The 15193-nt window shown below is 53.8% G+C and carries 15 protein-coding genes; 10 read left to right on the top strand and 5 right to left on the bottom strand.

The genetic code is table 11. From position 1 onward, the window contains the following. Positions 1-28 precede the first annotated feature (28 nt). Positions 29-481, top strand: a complete 453-nt coding sequence (locus ACHUEV_RS12670; protein WP_394180413.1) for a YtoQ family protein — start codon at positions 29-31, stop codon at positions 479-481. On the opposite strand, the gene ACHUEV_RS12665 is transcribed toward ACHUEV_RS12670, so the two are convergent. Next, positions 473-1177, bottom strand: a complete 705-nt coding sequence (locus tag ACHUEV_RS12665; protein ID WP_394180411.1) for a glutathione S-transferase family protein — start codon at positions 1175-1177, stop codon at positions 473-475. The genes ACHUEV_RS12670 and ACHUEV_RS12665 overlap by 9 nt on opposite strands. A 151-nt stretch (positions 1178-1328) precedes the next feature. Here ACHUEV_RS12665 and mscL point away from each other — a divergent pair, with 151 nt between their 5' ends. Further along, complete coding sequence (gene mscL / locus ACHUEV_RS12660) at positions 1329-1760, top strand: large conductance mechanosensitive channel protein MscL (protein ID WP_394180409.1); 432 nt, start codon at positions 1329-1331, stop codon at positions 1758-1760. A 58-nt stretch (positions 1761-1818) separates the two neighbouring features. On the opposite strand, the gene ald is transcribed toward mscL, so the two are convergent. After that, on the bottom strand, positions 1819-2937 hold the full coding sequence (gene ald, locus ACHUEV_RS12655) for an alanine dehydrogenase (RefSeq protein ID WP_394180407.1): 1119 nt from the start codon (positions 2935-2937) through the stop codon (positions 1819-1821). A gap of 134 nt (positions 2938-3071) precedes the next feature. Between ald and ACHUEV_RS12650 the strand changes: the two genes are divergently transcribed. Next, positions 3072-3530 carry an Lrp/AsnC family transcriptional regulator gene (locus ACHUEV_RS12650; protein ID WP_394180405.1) on the top strand — a complete coding sequence of 153 codons (459 nt, stop codon included), beginning with the start codon at positions 3072-3074 and terminating at the stop codon, positions 3528-3530. Here the strand turns inward: ACHUEV_RS12650 and ACHUEV_RS12645 are convergent. Continuing rightward, the gene (locus ACHUEV_RS12645; RefSeq protein ID WP_394180403.1) at positions 3527-4630 is read right to left on the bottom strand and encodes a Hint domain-containing protein; all 1104 of its coding nucleotides are present in this window, start codon (positions 4628-4630) and stop codon (positions 3527-3529) included. The genes ACHUEV_RS12650 and ACHUEV_RS12645 overlap by 4 nt on opposite strands. Positions 4631-4955: 325 nt before the next feature. On the opposite strand from ACHUEV_RS12645, the gene ACHUEV_RS12640 reads away from it, so the two are divergent. Together ACHUEV_RS12640 and ACHUEV_RS12635 are read left to right on the top strand one after the other, a co-directional pair. Further along, the gene (locus tag ACHUEV_RS12640) at positions 4956-5978 is read left to right on the top strand and encodes an aspartate-semialdehyde dehydrogenase (protein WP_394180401.1); all 1023 of its coding nucleotides are present in this window, start codon (positions 4956-4958) and stop codon (positions 5976-5978) included. Between the two features lie 76 nt (positions 5979-6054). Continuing rightward, positions 6055-6948, top strand: coding sequence for a DMT family transporter (locus ACHUEV_RS12635; protein WP_394180399.1), 894 nt, complete (start codon positions 6055-6057; stop codon positions 6946-6948). On the opposite strand, the gene ACHUEV_RS12630 is transcribed toward ACHUEV_RS12635, so the two are convergent. After that, complete coding sequence (locus ACHUEV_RS12630; protein WP_394180397.1) at positions 6936-7841, bottom strand: DMT family transporter; 906 nt, start codon at positions 7839-7841, stop codon at positions 6936-6938. The two genes, ACHUEV_RS12635 and ACHUEV_RS12630, sit on opposite strands and share 13 nt — an antisense overlap. 165 nt (positions 7842-8006) lie before the next feature. Between ACHUEV_RS12630 and ACHUEV_RS12625 the strand changes: the two genes are divergently transcribed. Beyond that, entirely contained in the window at positions 8007-9668 is a 1662-nt protein-coding gene (locus ACHUEV_RS12625; RefSeq protein ID WP_394180395.1) for a DUF4139 domain-containing protein, read from the top strand. A 929-nt stretch (positions 9669-10597) separates the two neighbouring features. Here ACHUEV_RS12625 and ACHUEV_RS12620 read toward each other — a convergent pair. After that, on the bottom strand, positions 10598-12247 hold the full coding sequence (locus ACHUEV_RS12620; RefSeq protein WP_394180393.1) for an electron transfer flavoprotein-ubiquinone oxidoreductase: 1650 nt from the start codon (positions 12245-12247) through the stop codon (positions 10598-10600). Positions 12248-12454: 207 nt separating this feature from the next. Here ACHUEV_RS12620 and greA point away from each other — a divergent pair, with 207 nt between their 5' ends. The 4 genes from greA to ACHUEV_RS12600 all read left to right on the top strand — a co-directional run bounded on the left by greA (position 12455) and on the right by ACHUEV_RS12600 (position 15181). Continuing rightward, the gene (greA, locus tag ACHUEV_RS12615; protein ID WP_394180391.1) at positions 12455-12925 is read left to right on the top strand and encodes a transcription elongation factor GreA; all 471 of its coding nucleotides are present in this window, start codon (positions 12455-12457) and stop codon (positions 12923-12925) included. 14 nt (positions 12926-12939) lie between these two features. Further along, complete coding sequence (locus ACHUEV_RS12610) at positions 12940-13848, top strand: hypothetical protein (RefSeq protein WP_394180389.1); 909 nt, start codon at positions 12940-12942, stop codon at positions 13846-13848. 62 nt (positions 13849-13910) lie between these two features. Next, positions 13911-14741: an S-formylglutathione hydrolase gene (fghA, locus tag ACHUEV_RS12605; protein WP_394180387.1), complete on the top strand. Its 831-nt coding sequence runs from the start codon at positions 13911-13913 to the stop codon at positions 14739-14741. Continuing rightward, positions 14738-15181 carry a YaiI/YqxD family protein gene (locus ACHUEV_RS12600; protein ID WP_394180385.1) on the top strand — a complete coding sequence of 148 codons (444 nt, stop codon included), beginning with the start codon at positions 14738-14740 and terminating at the stop codon, positions 15179-15181. Before fghA ends, ACHUEV_RS12600 begins: the two co-directional genes overlap by 4 nt. Positions 15182-15193: the final 12 nt, after the last annotated feature.

The raw sequence follows: 15193 nt of genomic DNA, 5'->3' as shown, positions 1-15193 counted from the left end.
TAGTGTGAAGCAAGCAAAGGAGCAGGAAATGCTAAAGGTATATTTGTCAGGTGAAATCCACACTGACTGGCGTGATCAGATCACGGCAGCGGCTGGTGATCTGGACGTTAGCTTTTCTGCTCCGGTGACTGATCACGCAGCGTCTGATGATTGCGGTGTCGCGATCATGGGCGCAGAGCCGGACAAGTTTTGGCATGACAACAAAGGTGCCAAGCTAAACGCCATCCGCACCCGTCACGCGATTGAGACTGCTGATATTGTCGTCGTTCGGTTCGGTGACAAATACAAACAGTGGAATGCAGCCTTTGATGCGGGATACGCCGCCGCGCTTGGCAAGTCACTGATCGTGATGCATGGCGATGACCACCAGCACGCCCTGAAAGAGGTGGATGCAGCGGCCCTTGCTGTTGTGCAAGAGCCGGCGCAGGTCGTTGATATCTTGCACTACGTGCTTAGCGGACAGCTGCCCCTATCAAGATGATCCATTCGGGTCAGGAATGGTTTTGGCCTTTTGAACAGCTGGGCGTGCAAAAAACCGCTCAACATATGCTGGCACGTTTTTCAGGTCGTGATAGCCGACTTCGTCCTTGGTTCCATAGAACTCGAGCGCGTTGACCCAAGGGGCGATTGCCATATCCGCGATAGAGTAATCACCAGCGACCCAGTCTTGCCCATCTAGCTGTTTTTCAAGCACGTTCAGAAGGCGGATTGCCTCGTCTCGATAACGTTCGCGCGGGCGGGGGTCTTCGATCTGGGAACCCGCGAACTTATAAAAGAAACCCATCTGTCCCAGCATCGGCCCGAGGCCGCCCATTTGGAACATCAGCCACTGGGTCACGCGCGCCTTATCGGTTGCTGTCGTGCCGATGAATTTCCCCGTTTTTTCAGCCAGATAAAGCAGGATCGCTCCGCTCTCAAAAATCCCAATCGGGCCGTCTGGGCCGTTGGGATCAACGATGGCTGGAATCTTGTTGTTGGGGTTGAGCGACAGGAAAGCCGGGCTTTTCACATCGTCGTCGCTAAGCGTCACCAGATGTGCCTCATAAGGTAGGCCCATTTCTTCGAGCGCAATAGAAATTTTGACCCCGTTTGGGGTCGGGTAAGAATAAAGCTGAATGACGGATTTGTCTTGGGCCGGCCAGCGTTCGGTAATCGGAAAATTTGCAGCATCAATCATTGGTTGAATCCTTTGTGTGGCTTCGTTGTTTTCACGTAGGGGGAACGCAGCGAAATAAAACCCATGATTTTGTTCGTAAAACTGCGTAAATATGTGCGCACATGCGCAGCTGGCGTAGGATCAGCGCGCCAAAAAGGAAGTGGGACAACACATGATCAACGAATTCAAAGACTTTATCGCCAAAGGCAATGTCATGGACATGGCAGTTGGTATTATCATCGGTGCAGCCTTCACAGCGATCGTAACATCGCTTGTTGGTGACCTGATCAACCCAATCATCGGCCTCGTGTCTGGTGGCATCGACTTCACTAACAAATACGCTGTTCTGTCTGGTGACATTCCTGCTGGCGCTTCTTTGGAAGCCGCACGTGAAGCAGGCGGTTCGATCTTTGCTTATGGTGCTTTCATCATGGCAATCATCAACTTCCTGATCATCGCGTTCGTGGTGTTCATGCTGGTCAAAATGGTTAACCGCGCCAAAGACGCTGCGGCGAAAGCTGAAGAAGAAGCAGCAGAAGAAGCACCAGCTGGCCCAACTCAGGAAGAGTTGCTGGCAGATATCTTGGCTGCTCTGAAGAAGTAATATTAGCGACTCGCTAATTGCAAAGGCCCGTCGGTTTTCCGGCGGGCCTTTTTGGTTGTTAGACTTTTAACGCCAAAACAGGCGATAGAACGTCGATTTCTAGCGCTTTGCCGACCGCTGCATAGGTCAGCTTACCCGCGTGAACGTTTAGACCGCGAAGCAGATGATCATCCTCTTCACAGGCCTTGCGCCATCCTTTGTTAGCAAGTGCGATCATGAACGGCATGGTTGCGTTGCCAAGCGCGATTGTCGAGGTGCGGGCGACAGCGCCCGGCATATTTGCGACGCAATAATGCATGATTCCATCTACGTCATAGATCGGGTCTTCGTGCGTTGTTGCGCGCGAGGTTTCAAAGCAACCGCCCTGATCAATTGCGACGTCGACAAGCGCAGCACCGGGTTTGAGTTCCGCCAGCTGTGCACGGCTGATGAGTTTGGGCGCAGCGGCACCCGGGATCAAAACCGCACCAATGATTAGATCGGCCTGCTGGGATAGTTCCATGGTGTTTCCGGCACTGGCATAGCTTGTCTTGAACTGACCACCAAAAACATCGTCCAGATACCGAAGCCGAGGCAGCGAGCGATCGAGCACAGTGACGTCGGCACCCATGCCAGCGGCGACCTTGGCGGCTTGTGTGCCCACAACACCGCCACCGATAACGACAACCTTCGCTGGTCCGACGCCGGGTACCCCGCCCATCAACACCCCGCGTCCGCCGTTTGCCTTCTGCAGCGTCCATGCGCCGACCTGAGGGGCCAACCTGCCTGCAACCTCTGACATGGGTGCAAGCAATGGCAGCCCGCCGCGGTCGTCTGTGACGGTCTCATACGCGATGCAGGTCGCGCCGGAATCCAGCAGGTCTTCGGTTTGTGCGCGGTCGGCAGCAAGGTGGAGGTATGTGAACAAGATTTGACCCTCACGCAGCATCTTGCGCTCCGCTGACTGAGGTTCTTTTACTTTGACGATCATCTCGGCGCTGGCAAAGATTTCAGCGGCGGTATCAGCGATGGTCGCACCGGCCGCGATGTAGTCTTGATCCGAAAATCCCGCCCCGGTTCCCGCTCCGGTTTCGATTGTAACCGAATGGCCATGCGCGACGGCCTCTTGGGCGGCAATAGGGGTAATGCCTACGCGGAACTCTTGGGGTTTGATTTCTTTTGGGCAGCCAATGTGCATCTCAGTCTCCTCCTGATGAGAGAAAGCTTTTACGCATTGTAGTGCAATTTCTTGGGTATTCGTATTGGCTGTTTGCGGTAACTGCGGTAGCTTTGTGCGTCATATGGGCAAGGTAGCGAAGGATTGTGCGTCAAATGGAACTGGACAGTATAGATCGTCGAATCTTGCAGGTGCTGCAAAAGAAAGGGCGGATGTCCAATGCTGAACTTTCTGAGGTTGCAAATCTATCGCCGTCTGCATGTCATCGCCGGGTGCAGCGGCTGGAAAAAGAAGGCTTCATTCGGGATTATGTGGCGCTTTTGAACCCGCGCAAGGTTGGGTTGCCAACGATCGTTTTCGTGGAGATCACGCTAAGTGCGCAGGCCGACGAAGTGCTGGATTCATTTGAGCGCGCGGTTGCGTTGGTGCCTGATGTTCTTGAATGTCATTTGATGGCAGGGTCAGCGGACTATTTGCTGAAAGTCGTCGCCAATGACACTGAAGACTTTGCGCGTATCCACAGACGTTACCTTGCACGGCTGCCGGGCGTGGCGCAAATGCAGTCATCATTTGCATTGCGTACAGTTCGACAGACGACGGCTCTACCAGTTTAGGCGTGGGCAAGAACCCGATCGGTAGTGGACGGAATACGCGCTGGGGCTGATGCGGGTGCTGGGACAACGAGATTATGAAGCACTTTCTTCACGTCTTGCACCTTTGCGAAAGGTCTGGCCGGGGTCATGACGGGCTCTGGCGACCCAGATAGAAGTTTAGGAAAAAGATGGATCAGTTCGCGCTGGCACTCTTTGCTCACGCTCAAGAACGCGACAGGTCCCGCGAAGAAGCTTTCAGTTGCGGTGCCATTTGAAATAAGGATTTCGTGCTGTTCCAAAACGATGTGGATGTAGCTGACTGATCGCTTGCCTTTCATCACGCGAATGCCGGGTTTAGTGACAAGCGATTTAGCGGCGACTAATAGCTCTGACTGATCTGTTTCGTCGCGCATCAGTACGCGGTGTTGTGGCGAAATACATAGGTCGCGTTCTGGCAAACCATTCCCCAGTGAGTGGGCAGTAATGGAAATGGGCTTGAACCTCTCTTGGTTCATAACGCCCTTGAATTCCAAGTCAGTTCTAGAAATGGCCTTGATTGGCTGAAACCCATGTTCGCGCGTTTCGACTAGATCACCAGGCACGAGTGTTTCAACTGGACGGTCACCCGTAATTGTACGGATCAATGTACCGTCAGTGAAGCAAGCTGGCGGTGTTGGGGCAGGTGTGAGGATAGAAAAGTCGGTTATCGCGTTATCGATTTTTGCTGAGGACGTTAGCTGCAGTGTTTCATCAAGCGGTGGTATTTCCCCTTCGAAAACAAACCCAGAAAGTCCAATGGTGTCCCCGGCGGCATCGACCTCTGTCAGGACGACGACGCGGTATGTTTCACCGGACGCGGTGGTGAAGTCGAACCGGAACTTTGCTTCAACGATAGATCCAGCCCGGAGTGTTCCAGCAGGCTCTACTACAGTCTGCAGCCCGCTCGGCTCATCGCCAAGAGTGGCGTCACCGTCGTTAATGATGATCGTGTCCGGGTTTGTGAACGTGACATTGGCAAGACTGTCATAGGCCGAAGGTTGATTCAGGTCTGCGGCACCCGTCCATGTGTAGGTGGCTGACGTGTCAGCAAGCGCGACAAATGTAAGTGAATGTTGGACCATTACTGCCTCAAGTGACTACACGCATAAAGCGAGTTGGGTTTGCGTGAACCGCCATAGGTGAGGTTGCTCTCCAGCTAAAAGAACAGTTGCATTTCATAATCGCAATATATTCAAAGGCATCGAAGCTGACGAAAAAGGGTAGGGTATTGTCAAATCTGTATCAGGTTGAACTATGGACATAGGTTCAATTCCGTCGATTTTTGCTAGGCAGAACGCCTCAATTCACGTTTTGCCGTACGGTAGACGGTGACGTTAACTGCATGCCCCTTTCCCTTGGGTTCGTTGCACGTTAATAGGCCTTTGATATAACGAAGGAGCCAGCCAAATGGGCTATAGAATCGTCGTCGTAGGGGCCACCGGTAACGTTGGTCGCGAAATGCTGAACATCCTTGATGAGCGGGAATTTCCAATCGAAGAACTCGCCGTGCTGGCCAGCCGCAAATCGCTGGGCACCGAAGTAAGCTTTGGCGACAAGACCCTGAAAACGCTGGACCTAGACACGTTTGATTTTAAAGGCTGGGATATGGCCCTGTTTGCCGTCGGTTCCGAGGCGACAAAAGTCTACGCTCCAAAGGCCGCCGCAGCCGGTTGCGTCGTGATCGATAACTCTTCGCTTTATCGCTACGATGCTGACGTGCCGCTGATCGTGCCAGAAGTGAACGCAGACGCGATTCACGGGTATTCCAAGAAAAACATCATCGCGAACCCCAACTGTTCGACTGCTCAAATGGTTGTCGCGCTAAAGCCGCTGCATGACCGTGCAACGATCAAACGCGTTGTTGTCAGTACTTATCAGTCTGTTTCAGGCGCTGGTAAGGGTGGGATTGACGAGCTTTGGGATCAGACCAAGTCGATATACAACCCAACCGACGACAAGCCTGCAAAACAGTTCACAAAGCAGATTGCGTTCAACGTTATTCCGCACATCGACGTCTTCATGGAAGACGGATCGACCAAAGAAGAATGGAAGATGGTCGCGGAAACCAAAAAGATCGTCGACAAGAAGATCAAGGTGACAGCGACCTGTGTGCGTGTACCCGTTTTCGTGGGTCACTCTGAAGCGATCAACATCGAATTCGAAGACCACCTAGACGAAGACGAAGCCCGCGAGATCCTGCGCGAAGCACCCGGCGTTATGGTGATCGATAAGCGCGAAGATGGCGGTTATGTCACCCCAGTTGAATGCGTTGGCGATTTCGCGACATTCATCAGCCGTATCCGTCAGGACAGCACAATCGACAACGGCCTGAACCTGTGGTGCGTATCAGACAACCTGCGCAAAGGCGCGGCACTGAACGCGGTACAGATCGCCGAACTGCTTGGACGTGAGTGCTTAAAAAAAGGGTAACGACCCGTTTTAGTATCGATAACGAAAGGGCGTCTTCGGCGCCCTTTTTTGCGTCTAATCGACAGGATAGCGGATCATGGTAGCAAGTGCGACAATCGCCGAGCCCGATACGCGCCCTTTGTTCGGGGTGCTGCTGGTCGCACTCGCGGTATTCTTTTTTGCTGTCGGGGATGTGCTGACCAAAGGGCTGACAGCCCATTATCCGATCCCGATGATTGTCGCTGTGCGGTATCTCGCGAGCCTTGTGTTGCTTACAGTCTTTGTCTGGCCGCGCATGCGATCCAGACTTTGGAAAACAGAACGCACTGGTTTGGTGCTGCTGCGGGGGTGCACGTTGGCGTTAGCCTCTTTGACGATGGGGCTGGCGCTCAGGTTGATGCCCGTCGGTGAAACCATCGCTATTATGTATGTGTCCCCATTCGCAGTAATGGCGATTGCTGTTCCGCTATTGGGTGAAAAAGTAACACCCGCAGGCTGGTTCTTTGCGATCCTTGGTTTCTGCGGCGTGCTGTTGATTATGCGACCTGGTGCCGGGCTTGATCCAATGGGAGTGCTATGGGCGCTGTTAAACGCAGCATGTGCGACCGCCTATCATTTGCTAACGCGCGTGTTGTCGCGGACAGAAACAAGCGTCGCGCTGATCTTTCACGTGACTTTGGTCGGCGCGGTTTTCTTTACGCTTTCGGCGCTTCCCACGCTTAGCGGTCCATTGCCCAGTTTGCCTGATTTTGCGGCGATGGTTTTGCTTGGGGTATTTGCGACGTCGGGCCATTTCCTATTCGCCGTCGCTTACCGCCACGCGCCAGCGTCACTGATCGCGCCTGTGAATTATCTACATTTGGTTTGGGCGGCTTTGCTGGGGTGGTTGGTGTTCGGCGACCTGCCGGATGGCATATCAATGATCGGCATTGTTATGATCATCTTGGCTGGTGTGTGTCTTGCGTTAAAATCGCACTTTCAGCGGCGCTGAGTTGGGACTGCCGCGGGCCTACTACGCCAAAGGATGATCAGGCCGGACGCAACGATAAGCGCGCTACCTAACAACATATTCGTGCTAACGGTTTCTCCAAAGATGAACACACCACAGGCGACCCCGAACAATAGCCGGGAATAGCGGAATGGTGTTACTGCGGACACTTCGCCCGTACGCATGGCCTTCATCAAACCGGCATAGGCTGCGGCGCCTATTACCGACGCACCGCTAAGATGTAGCGCGGCCTGTGCGCTGATGGCGGTGAAAGGCACGGCCTCGTAAGCAGAATAGATCGCACCTGCGATGACGACAGCCAGAAATCCATAGAACCCAAGCGCAGCGGTCCCTAGCGTTTTGGGCGCTGCACGGCTTGCCAGATCGCGACCCGCAAAACCTAGCATTCCAAGCACGGCCAATATCGAGAGGGCAGAGAAGCTATCGCTGCCGGGTTGGATAATGATAAGCACGCCAATCAGTCCGATGATAATTGCGATCCAGCGGCGCGGGCCGACCTTTTCTCCAAACACGAGTGCAGCACTTGCGACGACAACAATGGGGGTCGCTTGCAAGATGACAGTTGCAGAAGAAAGCGGAGTCAGCGCGATGGCGAGTGCATAGAATAGTCGGCCCAAAACCTCGAACAGGACCCTGACACGCATAGGGCCTGAAACAACATCAGCACTAAGCAATGGAGTTTTGGTCACAACGGCAGCCGCGACAAATACAATTGCGCCTCCAGCACCAAACAACATCAACAGTTGCCCAACCGGTAGAGTCACAGAGGCCGCTTTGACAAAGACGTCTTCGATTGCAAAGCACGCCATCGCAGCGATCATCCATAGGCTACCAATTAAATTGGCACGCCGATCCAATGTGATCTGGTCTTGCATGTCAGTCCTGTCGTGAATGGTTCGGCTATGTGTGGTGGGCTTTGTAAGGCTGGTCAATTGACGGCAGAAAAAATTCTAGAATTTTTTGAATGCGTTCCAAGGATTGCCCCGTGACGCGCGTCATATAGTGTACAACTATCTAGCGAAATTTGTAGGAGAACTCATATGTTTCGCCCATTTCTAACCACGAGCTTTATTGCGCTATGCGCCCCTGCTTTTGCCGATACATTCATCGGCGAGGCCAATGTTGATACCGTCACAATCTATCCGGGGCTTGCAACGGTGACACGTCAGGTGACGCTGGATTTACCTGCGGGCCAGCATGAAATCACGGTGCCTGGTTTGCCCGAAGGGTTGGCGACCGAAGGGCTACGCCTTGCTGCGCCACAAGGTGTTCGGATCGGGGCGGTTAGCCTTGCGCGTGATCGCTTGCCCGTGACCCCCGATCAGACTTCGCCAGAAATTCAGGCTGCAAAGGATGAGGTGGAACGGCTCGAGGAAGTGCTTCGCCAACGTGACGTTGAGATCGCTGAAATTCGGCTGCGTGTCATGGCCGCGGAAGAACAAATTGCATTCCTGCAAAGCCTGTCACAGGCCAGCGCTGGCGAAACCCTAACGACCAGCAGTATCGCTGACATTCAGGCACTTGCCCACATGGTCGGCTCTGAAACGCTTGCTGTGCGCAGGGCTGCCTTTGAGGCAGAGCAAGAAGCACAGGCGTCTGAGCGCGCCCGCGAAGATGACGTCGAAGCATTACGTGACGCACAGCGTGCGCTTGAAGCGTTAATGGCGCCAGAGCAAGACGGCTCAGTGTTAACCTTCTCTGTCGTTTTGGAAGAGGCGGGCGAGGTGACCATCGACGTCAGTACCCAAGAAGGGTTTGCGAATTGGTCTCCTGTTTACGATATGCGGCTGACGACCGGGGACACCCCAACGCTTGATCTGGATCGGTCAGTCGTGGTGGCGCAGCATACTGGCCAAGATTGGATGGACGTAAAGCTGATCCTATCAACTGCGCGCCCGGGCGAACAAATTGCGCCAAGCGGCGTTTGGGCACCACTGCGCCGGATCGTTTCAGAGGAAGACCTTCAGCGCGAAAAGACAATGCGCACCATGGCGGATGGAGTCCTTATGGATGCTCCGGTCGCAATGGAATCATTTGCAGCGCCGATGATGCCTGCGCCAAGCGTACAGGCTTCTGCAGACTTTAGTGGCGCCGCCGTGACCTATACCTATCCGGGCCGTGTGAGCATCCGAAACGGCGTAGATGATCTGCGTTTGCCATTGGATACCTTGGCGCTGGAGGCTGACGTCTGGGCCGAAGCCGCCCCAAGCCGCGATAGCATCGCCTACCGCGTCGCGGAATTCACCAATGACACACAGGAAATTCTGCTGCCCGGTACTGCGTTGATGTTCGCTGACGGGACAATGATCGGCTTTGCAGAACTGCCGCTGGTCGCTGCGGGTTCTGAAACCCAAATGGGATTTGGTCCGTTAGATGGCATCGTGCTGAATCGGATGACACCAAGCAAATCTGAGGGCGAGCGCGGCGTGTTTTCCAGCAGCAATCAGCTGGAAGAAGAGGCGGTGATTACGGTCGAAAACCTGACTGGCCAAGACTGGAACGTGCTGCTGCGTGATGCGGTGCCATATTCCGAACAAGACGACCTAGAGGTCGAGGTCACTGCCAGCCCGACTGTGACGCGCACGAACCCCGAAGGGCGTCGTGGTATACTTGAATGGGACTTGTCAGTACCAGCCGGTGAAAAGCAAGAAATCACATTGGATTATACGCTTACATGGCCGTCGGGGTATGTACTTCAATAAGGGTGGATCAAGATCCACCCTACGGGTGCCACGCTAGATTGGTTTGGTCTAACGTGGCACATCATGAGGATGAACTAAGAGACGCTAGCCTCAAAGTTATCTCGATCCTCATTAAACCTTTGCCGAAATCGTGTCGAGCTTCAACGCATTTGCTATTTTTGCTTATGTGTTTCTTGCCGCTCCGCTCTTTCTCGTCGCGCTGATTTTGGAGGTCAGGTTCCGAAGTGCTGAACGGTAAATAAGGGTGGATCAAGATCTACCTTACGGGACTGCGGCATGAAGATGTTGCAGTCTCCCGGTCGCAAAAGGCGATATGGTTTGACAAAAGTCGTAACCTATTCGGCAGGTAATGTTGTTTAGGTGTCGTCAGTCCCAGTGTCAGGTTCACCAATAAACGCCCATACTAACGAAGCAACCAGAACACCAATTGTCACAAATATTAATGTTGGCGTTGCAAGTGTTAGCCAATCATATGCGGATAAAGATCCATCATTCTGTCTAGCGTATGTGTTGGCATCGACGAAGAGAGTAAGCCCGGGGATAAGCGTTTCCCGCAAGTTCATATAGAGGCGGGCTACAGTACCTAACAGAGATATGAGTAACGCAATTCCCCCACCCCAAGATGCCGCTTTGCCCCAAGTTATTTCATCGCGCATAAGGTATTTTAGAATGGGAGCGCCAATGACCCAACAGCAAAGAAATGAAACCGGAAGACCAAATATTGCTGCATAAACGAGAACAAATATGTTGCTTAGTATGGCCAAGGGTATCGCAATACAGGCCCACCCGATAAGTGCTGCTAGGTTCACGGCTCTTATCCACTGTTTTCGAGAGTATGCTGGATAATTTTCCATATTTTGCGTTGCAGTATCCGCAGTTTGATTGTGTCATGAAACCATAAAAGGGCCCCAAGCGGGGCCCTTTTTATTTTACATATTCGGATAGTTCGGTCCGTCGCCGCCTTGTGGGACTGTCCAGTTGATGTTCTGGCTTGGGTCCTTGATATCACAGGTTTTGCAGTGGACGCAGTTTTGGAAGTTAATGACAAAGCGGGTGTCTTTGCCTTCTTCCTCTACGTACTCATAGACGCCAGCCGGGCAGTAACGTGCGGCGGGGCCAGCGTATTTGGGCAGGTTGATGTTAACCGGCACCGACGGGTCCTTGAGGTGCAGGTGGGCAGGTTGGCTTTCCTCGTGGTTGGTAAAGCTGAATGCCACGTTTGTAAGCCGGTCAAATGACAGCGTGCCATCAGGTTTGGGATAGTCGATAACCTTGTGCTTGCTGGCCTCTTCGGTGGCATCCGCGTCGGATTTGCCGTGCTTGAGCGTGCCAAGCAGTGAGAACCCGAATGTGTTGGTCCACATGTCCATGCCGCCAATCGCAAGCGAAGCGAGTAGACCGTATTTTGACCAAAGCGGTTTAACATTCCGGACTTTTTTCAGGTCATCGCCGATTTCGCCATCGCGTACGGTGGTTTCGTAATCGGTGAGTTCGTCGCTTTGACGGCCTTCTTTGAATGCTTCAACCGCTGCTTCGGCAGCCGCGATGCCTGATAGCATTGCGTTATGGTTGCCTTTGATCCGTGGGACGTTGACCATACCCGCAGAACAACCCAGTAGCGCGCCGCCGGGGAATGTCAGCTTTGGCATCGACTGATAGCCGCCTTCGGTAATTGCACGGGCACCGTAAGCGATGCGTTTTCCGCCCTTAAGCAGGTCGGCGACCATTGGGTGATGCTTAAAGCGCTGGAATTCCATGTAAGGGAACAGATGCGGGTTCTTGTAGTTCAGGTGGACAACAAAGCCGACGTACACTTGATTGTTTTCAAGGTGATAGATGAAGGATCCGCCGCCCGCGTTTCCGCCCAAAGGCCAGCCCATGGTGTGGGTTACAGTGCCTTCTTTGTGCTTAGCTGGGTCGATTTCCCAGATTTCTTTCATGCCAACGCCGTATTTCTGAACGTCGTGGCCCGCACCCAGCGCGAATTTCTCGATGACTTCTTTTGATAGTGATCCGCGCACGCCCTCGGACAGGAACACGTATTTGCCGTGCAGTTCCATGCCGGGTTCATAGGATGGGCCGGGTGTGCCGTCTGCGCTTTTGCCGAATTCGCCTGCTACGACGCCTTTGACTTCGCCGTTGTCACCGTAAACGAGTTCGGAACATGCCATCCCAGGGAAGATTTCGACGCCCAGTTCTTCGGCTTGTTCGGCCATCCAACGGCAGACGTTCCCCATCGACACGATGTAGTTGCCATGGTTGTTCATCAGCGGTGGCATGGCGAAATTCGGCACGCGCAGCTGTCCTGCTTCGCCAAGCATGTAGAAATTGTCTTTCTCGACCGGCACGTTCAGGGGCGCGCCTTTTTCTTTCCAATCAGGGATCAGTTTGTCCAGACCACATGGGTCAAGCACCGCACCAGACAGGATATGTGCGCCAACTTCGGACCCTTTTTCCAGCACAACGACGTTCAGATCAGCATCGATTTGCTTCAGGCGGATCGCCGCTGATAGGCCGGCAGGCCCTGCGCCAACGATTACTACGTCATATTCCATCGCTTCGCGTTCAATCTCGGCCATCGACAAATCCTTCACTTATTGGGACTGCTGCCCCCTTTTAATCGGTTGCAGCAAGGGTTACCTGAAGCGAGATTGTGGGGCAATCAAGACACAACGTCAAAACCAGATGCCGCGACACGTGATCGCGGCATGGGCCTTGACTTTGATTACCCCACTTAGGCTATGAACGTTCGATTGACACTTTTTACCCCCGGGAGCGGATGCAATATGGATAAGATTCCACTCACACGCGCAGGCTTTGACAAATTAGATGCCGAACTTAAGCATTTGAAAACAGTTGAGCGCCCCGCAATTATTCGCGCCATCGCCGAAGCTCGCGAGCATGGCGACCTGTCCGAGAACGCGGAATATCATTCTGCGAAAGAAAAGCAGTCCTTTATCGAAGGCCGCGTGAAAGAGCTGGAAGGCGTAATTTCACTGGCTGACGTGATCGACGTGGCCAAGCTAAAGGGCACGGTGAAATTTGGTGCGACAGTTGAGCTGGTCGATGAAGAAACCGACGAAGAAAAGACCTATCAGATTGTTGGCGAGTATGAAGCCGACATCGAAAGTGGTAAGTTGAATATGCAGTCACCGTTGTCACGTGCCTTGATTGGTAAAGACGAAGGTGACAGTGTCGAAGTGCGGACACCAGGTGGTGTGCGTAGTTATGAAATCCTAAGTATCATTTATAAGTAAAAAGGTGCCGTGTTATGGCGCATCGATCAATCAACGGATCGACAACGGGTGGCGATGGGCTAACCCGTTTTGACCGCACCGCTTTGGGGCTTGCGGTCGGCTGGCTTGTTGTTGTCAGCCTGTTTTTCTTGATCTTGCCGCCGGGAGTATTCACCGACGCAGGCTTTGACAGTCTGCGTTTTGTGATGTTGCTGGTCGCGATCTTCATGCCTGTGATGATGATTGCCGTCGTTGCTTTTGCTGCGCGGTCACATCGTGCGTCACGTGATGAATCGTTTCGAATGCAGGCCGCGCTTGATGCGATGCGCCAAACCCGCGCGTCACAGCCTGCACCGCAGCGTCCGGCGGCAGCGTCACCCGCTGCGGCAGCGCGCCGCCAGCCACCAGAGTTGCGGGCCCAGACAGCAGCACCAGTTGCTGATCCACCGGCAGAGCCATCCCCACCTATCCAGCAATTGTCGCATATTGATTTGGTGCGCGCGCTGAACTTTCCCGACAACGAAGATGACGTCGAAGGGTTTGCTGCGCTGCGCCGTGCCTTACGAGACCCTGATGCCCGTCAGATCGTACAATCCAGCCAAGATGTGCTGACCCTGCTTTCGCAGGACGGCATCTATATGGATGACCTGCATGCAGATCCGGCACCAGCTGAACTGTGGCGCCGATTTGCCAAAGGTGAACGTGGTGAGGGTATCGCTGGGCTGGGTGGCGTGAATGATCCTGCGCATCTGGTACCAACTGCCAAACGCATGACCGAAGACACGATCTTTCGTGATTCTATGTCACATTTCCTGCGTCGCTTTGATCAGACGGTTGCGGCCTTTGAAATCAACGCCAGCGATGATGATTTGCTTGCGTTGGCTGAAACCCGGACGGCACGTGCCTTTATGCTGCTAGCCCGCGTGAAAGGCAGCTTTGAATAAGCAAGCCGGGTGACAAGATAGTCATGGTGCGCTAGCCCTTTACCAAACGAAAGGGGCTAGCAATGAAAACCATTTCTGAAAATCGCTGCTACGGCGGCACTCAAGGGGTTTATTCCCACGCTTCTGAAACCTGTAACTGCGATATGACCTTCGCGGTTTTTCTTCCCGAAGAGGCCGCTTTTGGCCCGGTTCCCGTTTTGTGGTTCCTGTCGGGGCTGACCTGCACCCATGAAAACGCGATGACCAAAGCGGGCGCGCAGGCATGGGCCGCCGAACGAGGGATTGCGATCATTTTTCCTGATACGTCACCGCGTGGCGAAGATGTCGCCGACGACGAAGCCTACGATTTGGGGCAGGGCGCTGGGTTCTACATCGACGCGACCGAGGAGCCTTGGAGCAAGCACTACAAAATGTGGAGCTATATCGCGGATGAGCTGCCTGCGCTGGTCGGCGAAAACTTCCCGCTTGATATGGAGCGTCAGTCGATTTGCGGTCATTCTATGGGCGGTCACGGTGCGCTGACGTTTGCGATGGCGCTGCCCGGCCGTTTCCGGTCTGTCTCTGCCTTTGCGCCGATTTGCAATCCACTGAAAAGCGACTGGGGTCGCAAGCAATTCACGGCCTATTGGGGTGCGGATGAATCCAAATGGGGACCACATGACGCCAGTGTCCTGATGCAGGGCGGCGGGTTTGATGGCCCAATCTTGATTGACACAGGAACAGACGATCAGTTTGGTGACCTACTTGGAACCGAGGCGCTCGCGCAAGCGATGGCCGCAAAACGCCAAGAGGGCACTATCCGGCTACAAAAGGGATATGATCACTCGTATTTCTTCATCTCGACCTTCATGGAAGATCACGTCAACTTTCACGCCGAGGCGCTCTACGCATGATATACGTTGATGCCGACGCCTGCCCGGTCAAAGCCGAAGTAGAACGCGTCGGTACCCGCCATAAGCTAAAGATGTTCGTCGTTTCTAACGGCGGCATCCGGCCTTCGGCTAATCCATTCGTCGAAACCGTTGTGGTCCCTGATGGCCCCGATGTGGCGGACATGTGGATTGCTGACCGTGCGACCAAAGGCGATGTGGTGATCACGGGTGACATTCCTCTTGCTGCACGGTGCATCGAAAACGGTGCACTGGTGCTAAAGCATAACGGCGAACCACTGACCCAAGCCAACATTGGCAACGTGCTTGCAACCCGTGATCTTATGGCAGACATGCGCGCAGCCGACCCGTTTCGTCAAGGCGGTGGTAAGCCCTTTAGCAAGACAGACCGCGCACGTTTCTTAGACTCTCTTGAACGGATGGTACGGCAGGCAGCACGCTAGCGAAGTCTACCG

Source organism: Yoonia maritima (assembly GCF_043641945.1).
GTDB classification, from domain to species: domain Bacteria; phylum Pseudomonadota; class Alphaproteobacteria; order Rhodobacterales; family Rhodobacteraceae; genus Yoonia; species Yoonia maritima_B.
The sequence above is the reverse complement of the archived record's forward strand: the minus strand, read 5'-3'. Positions and strand labels throughout refer to the sequence as shown.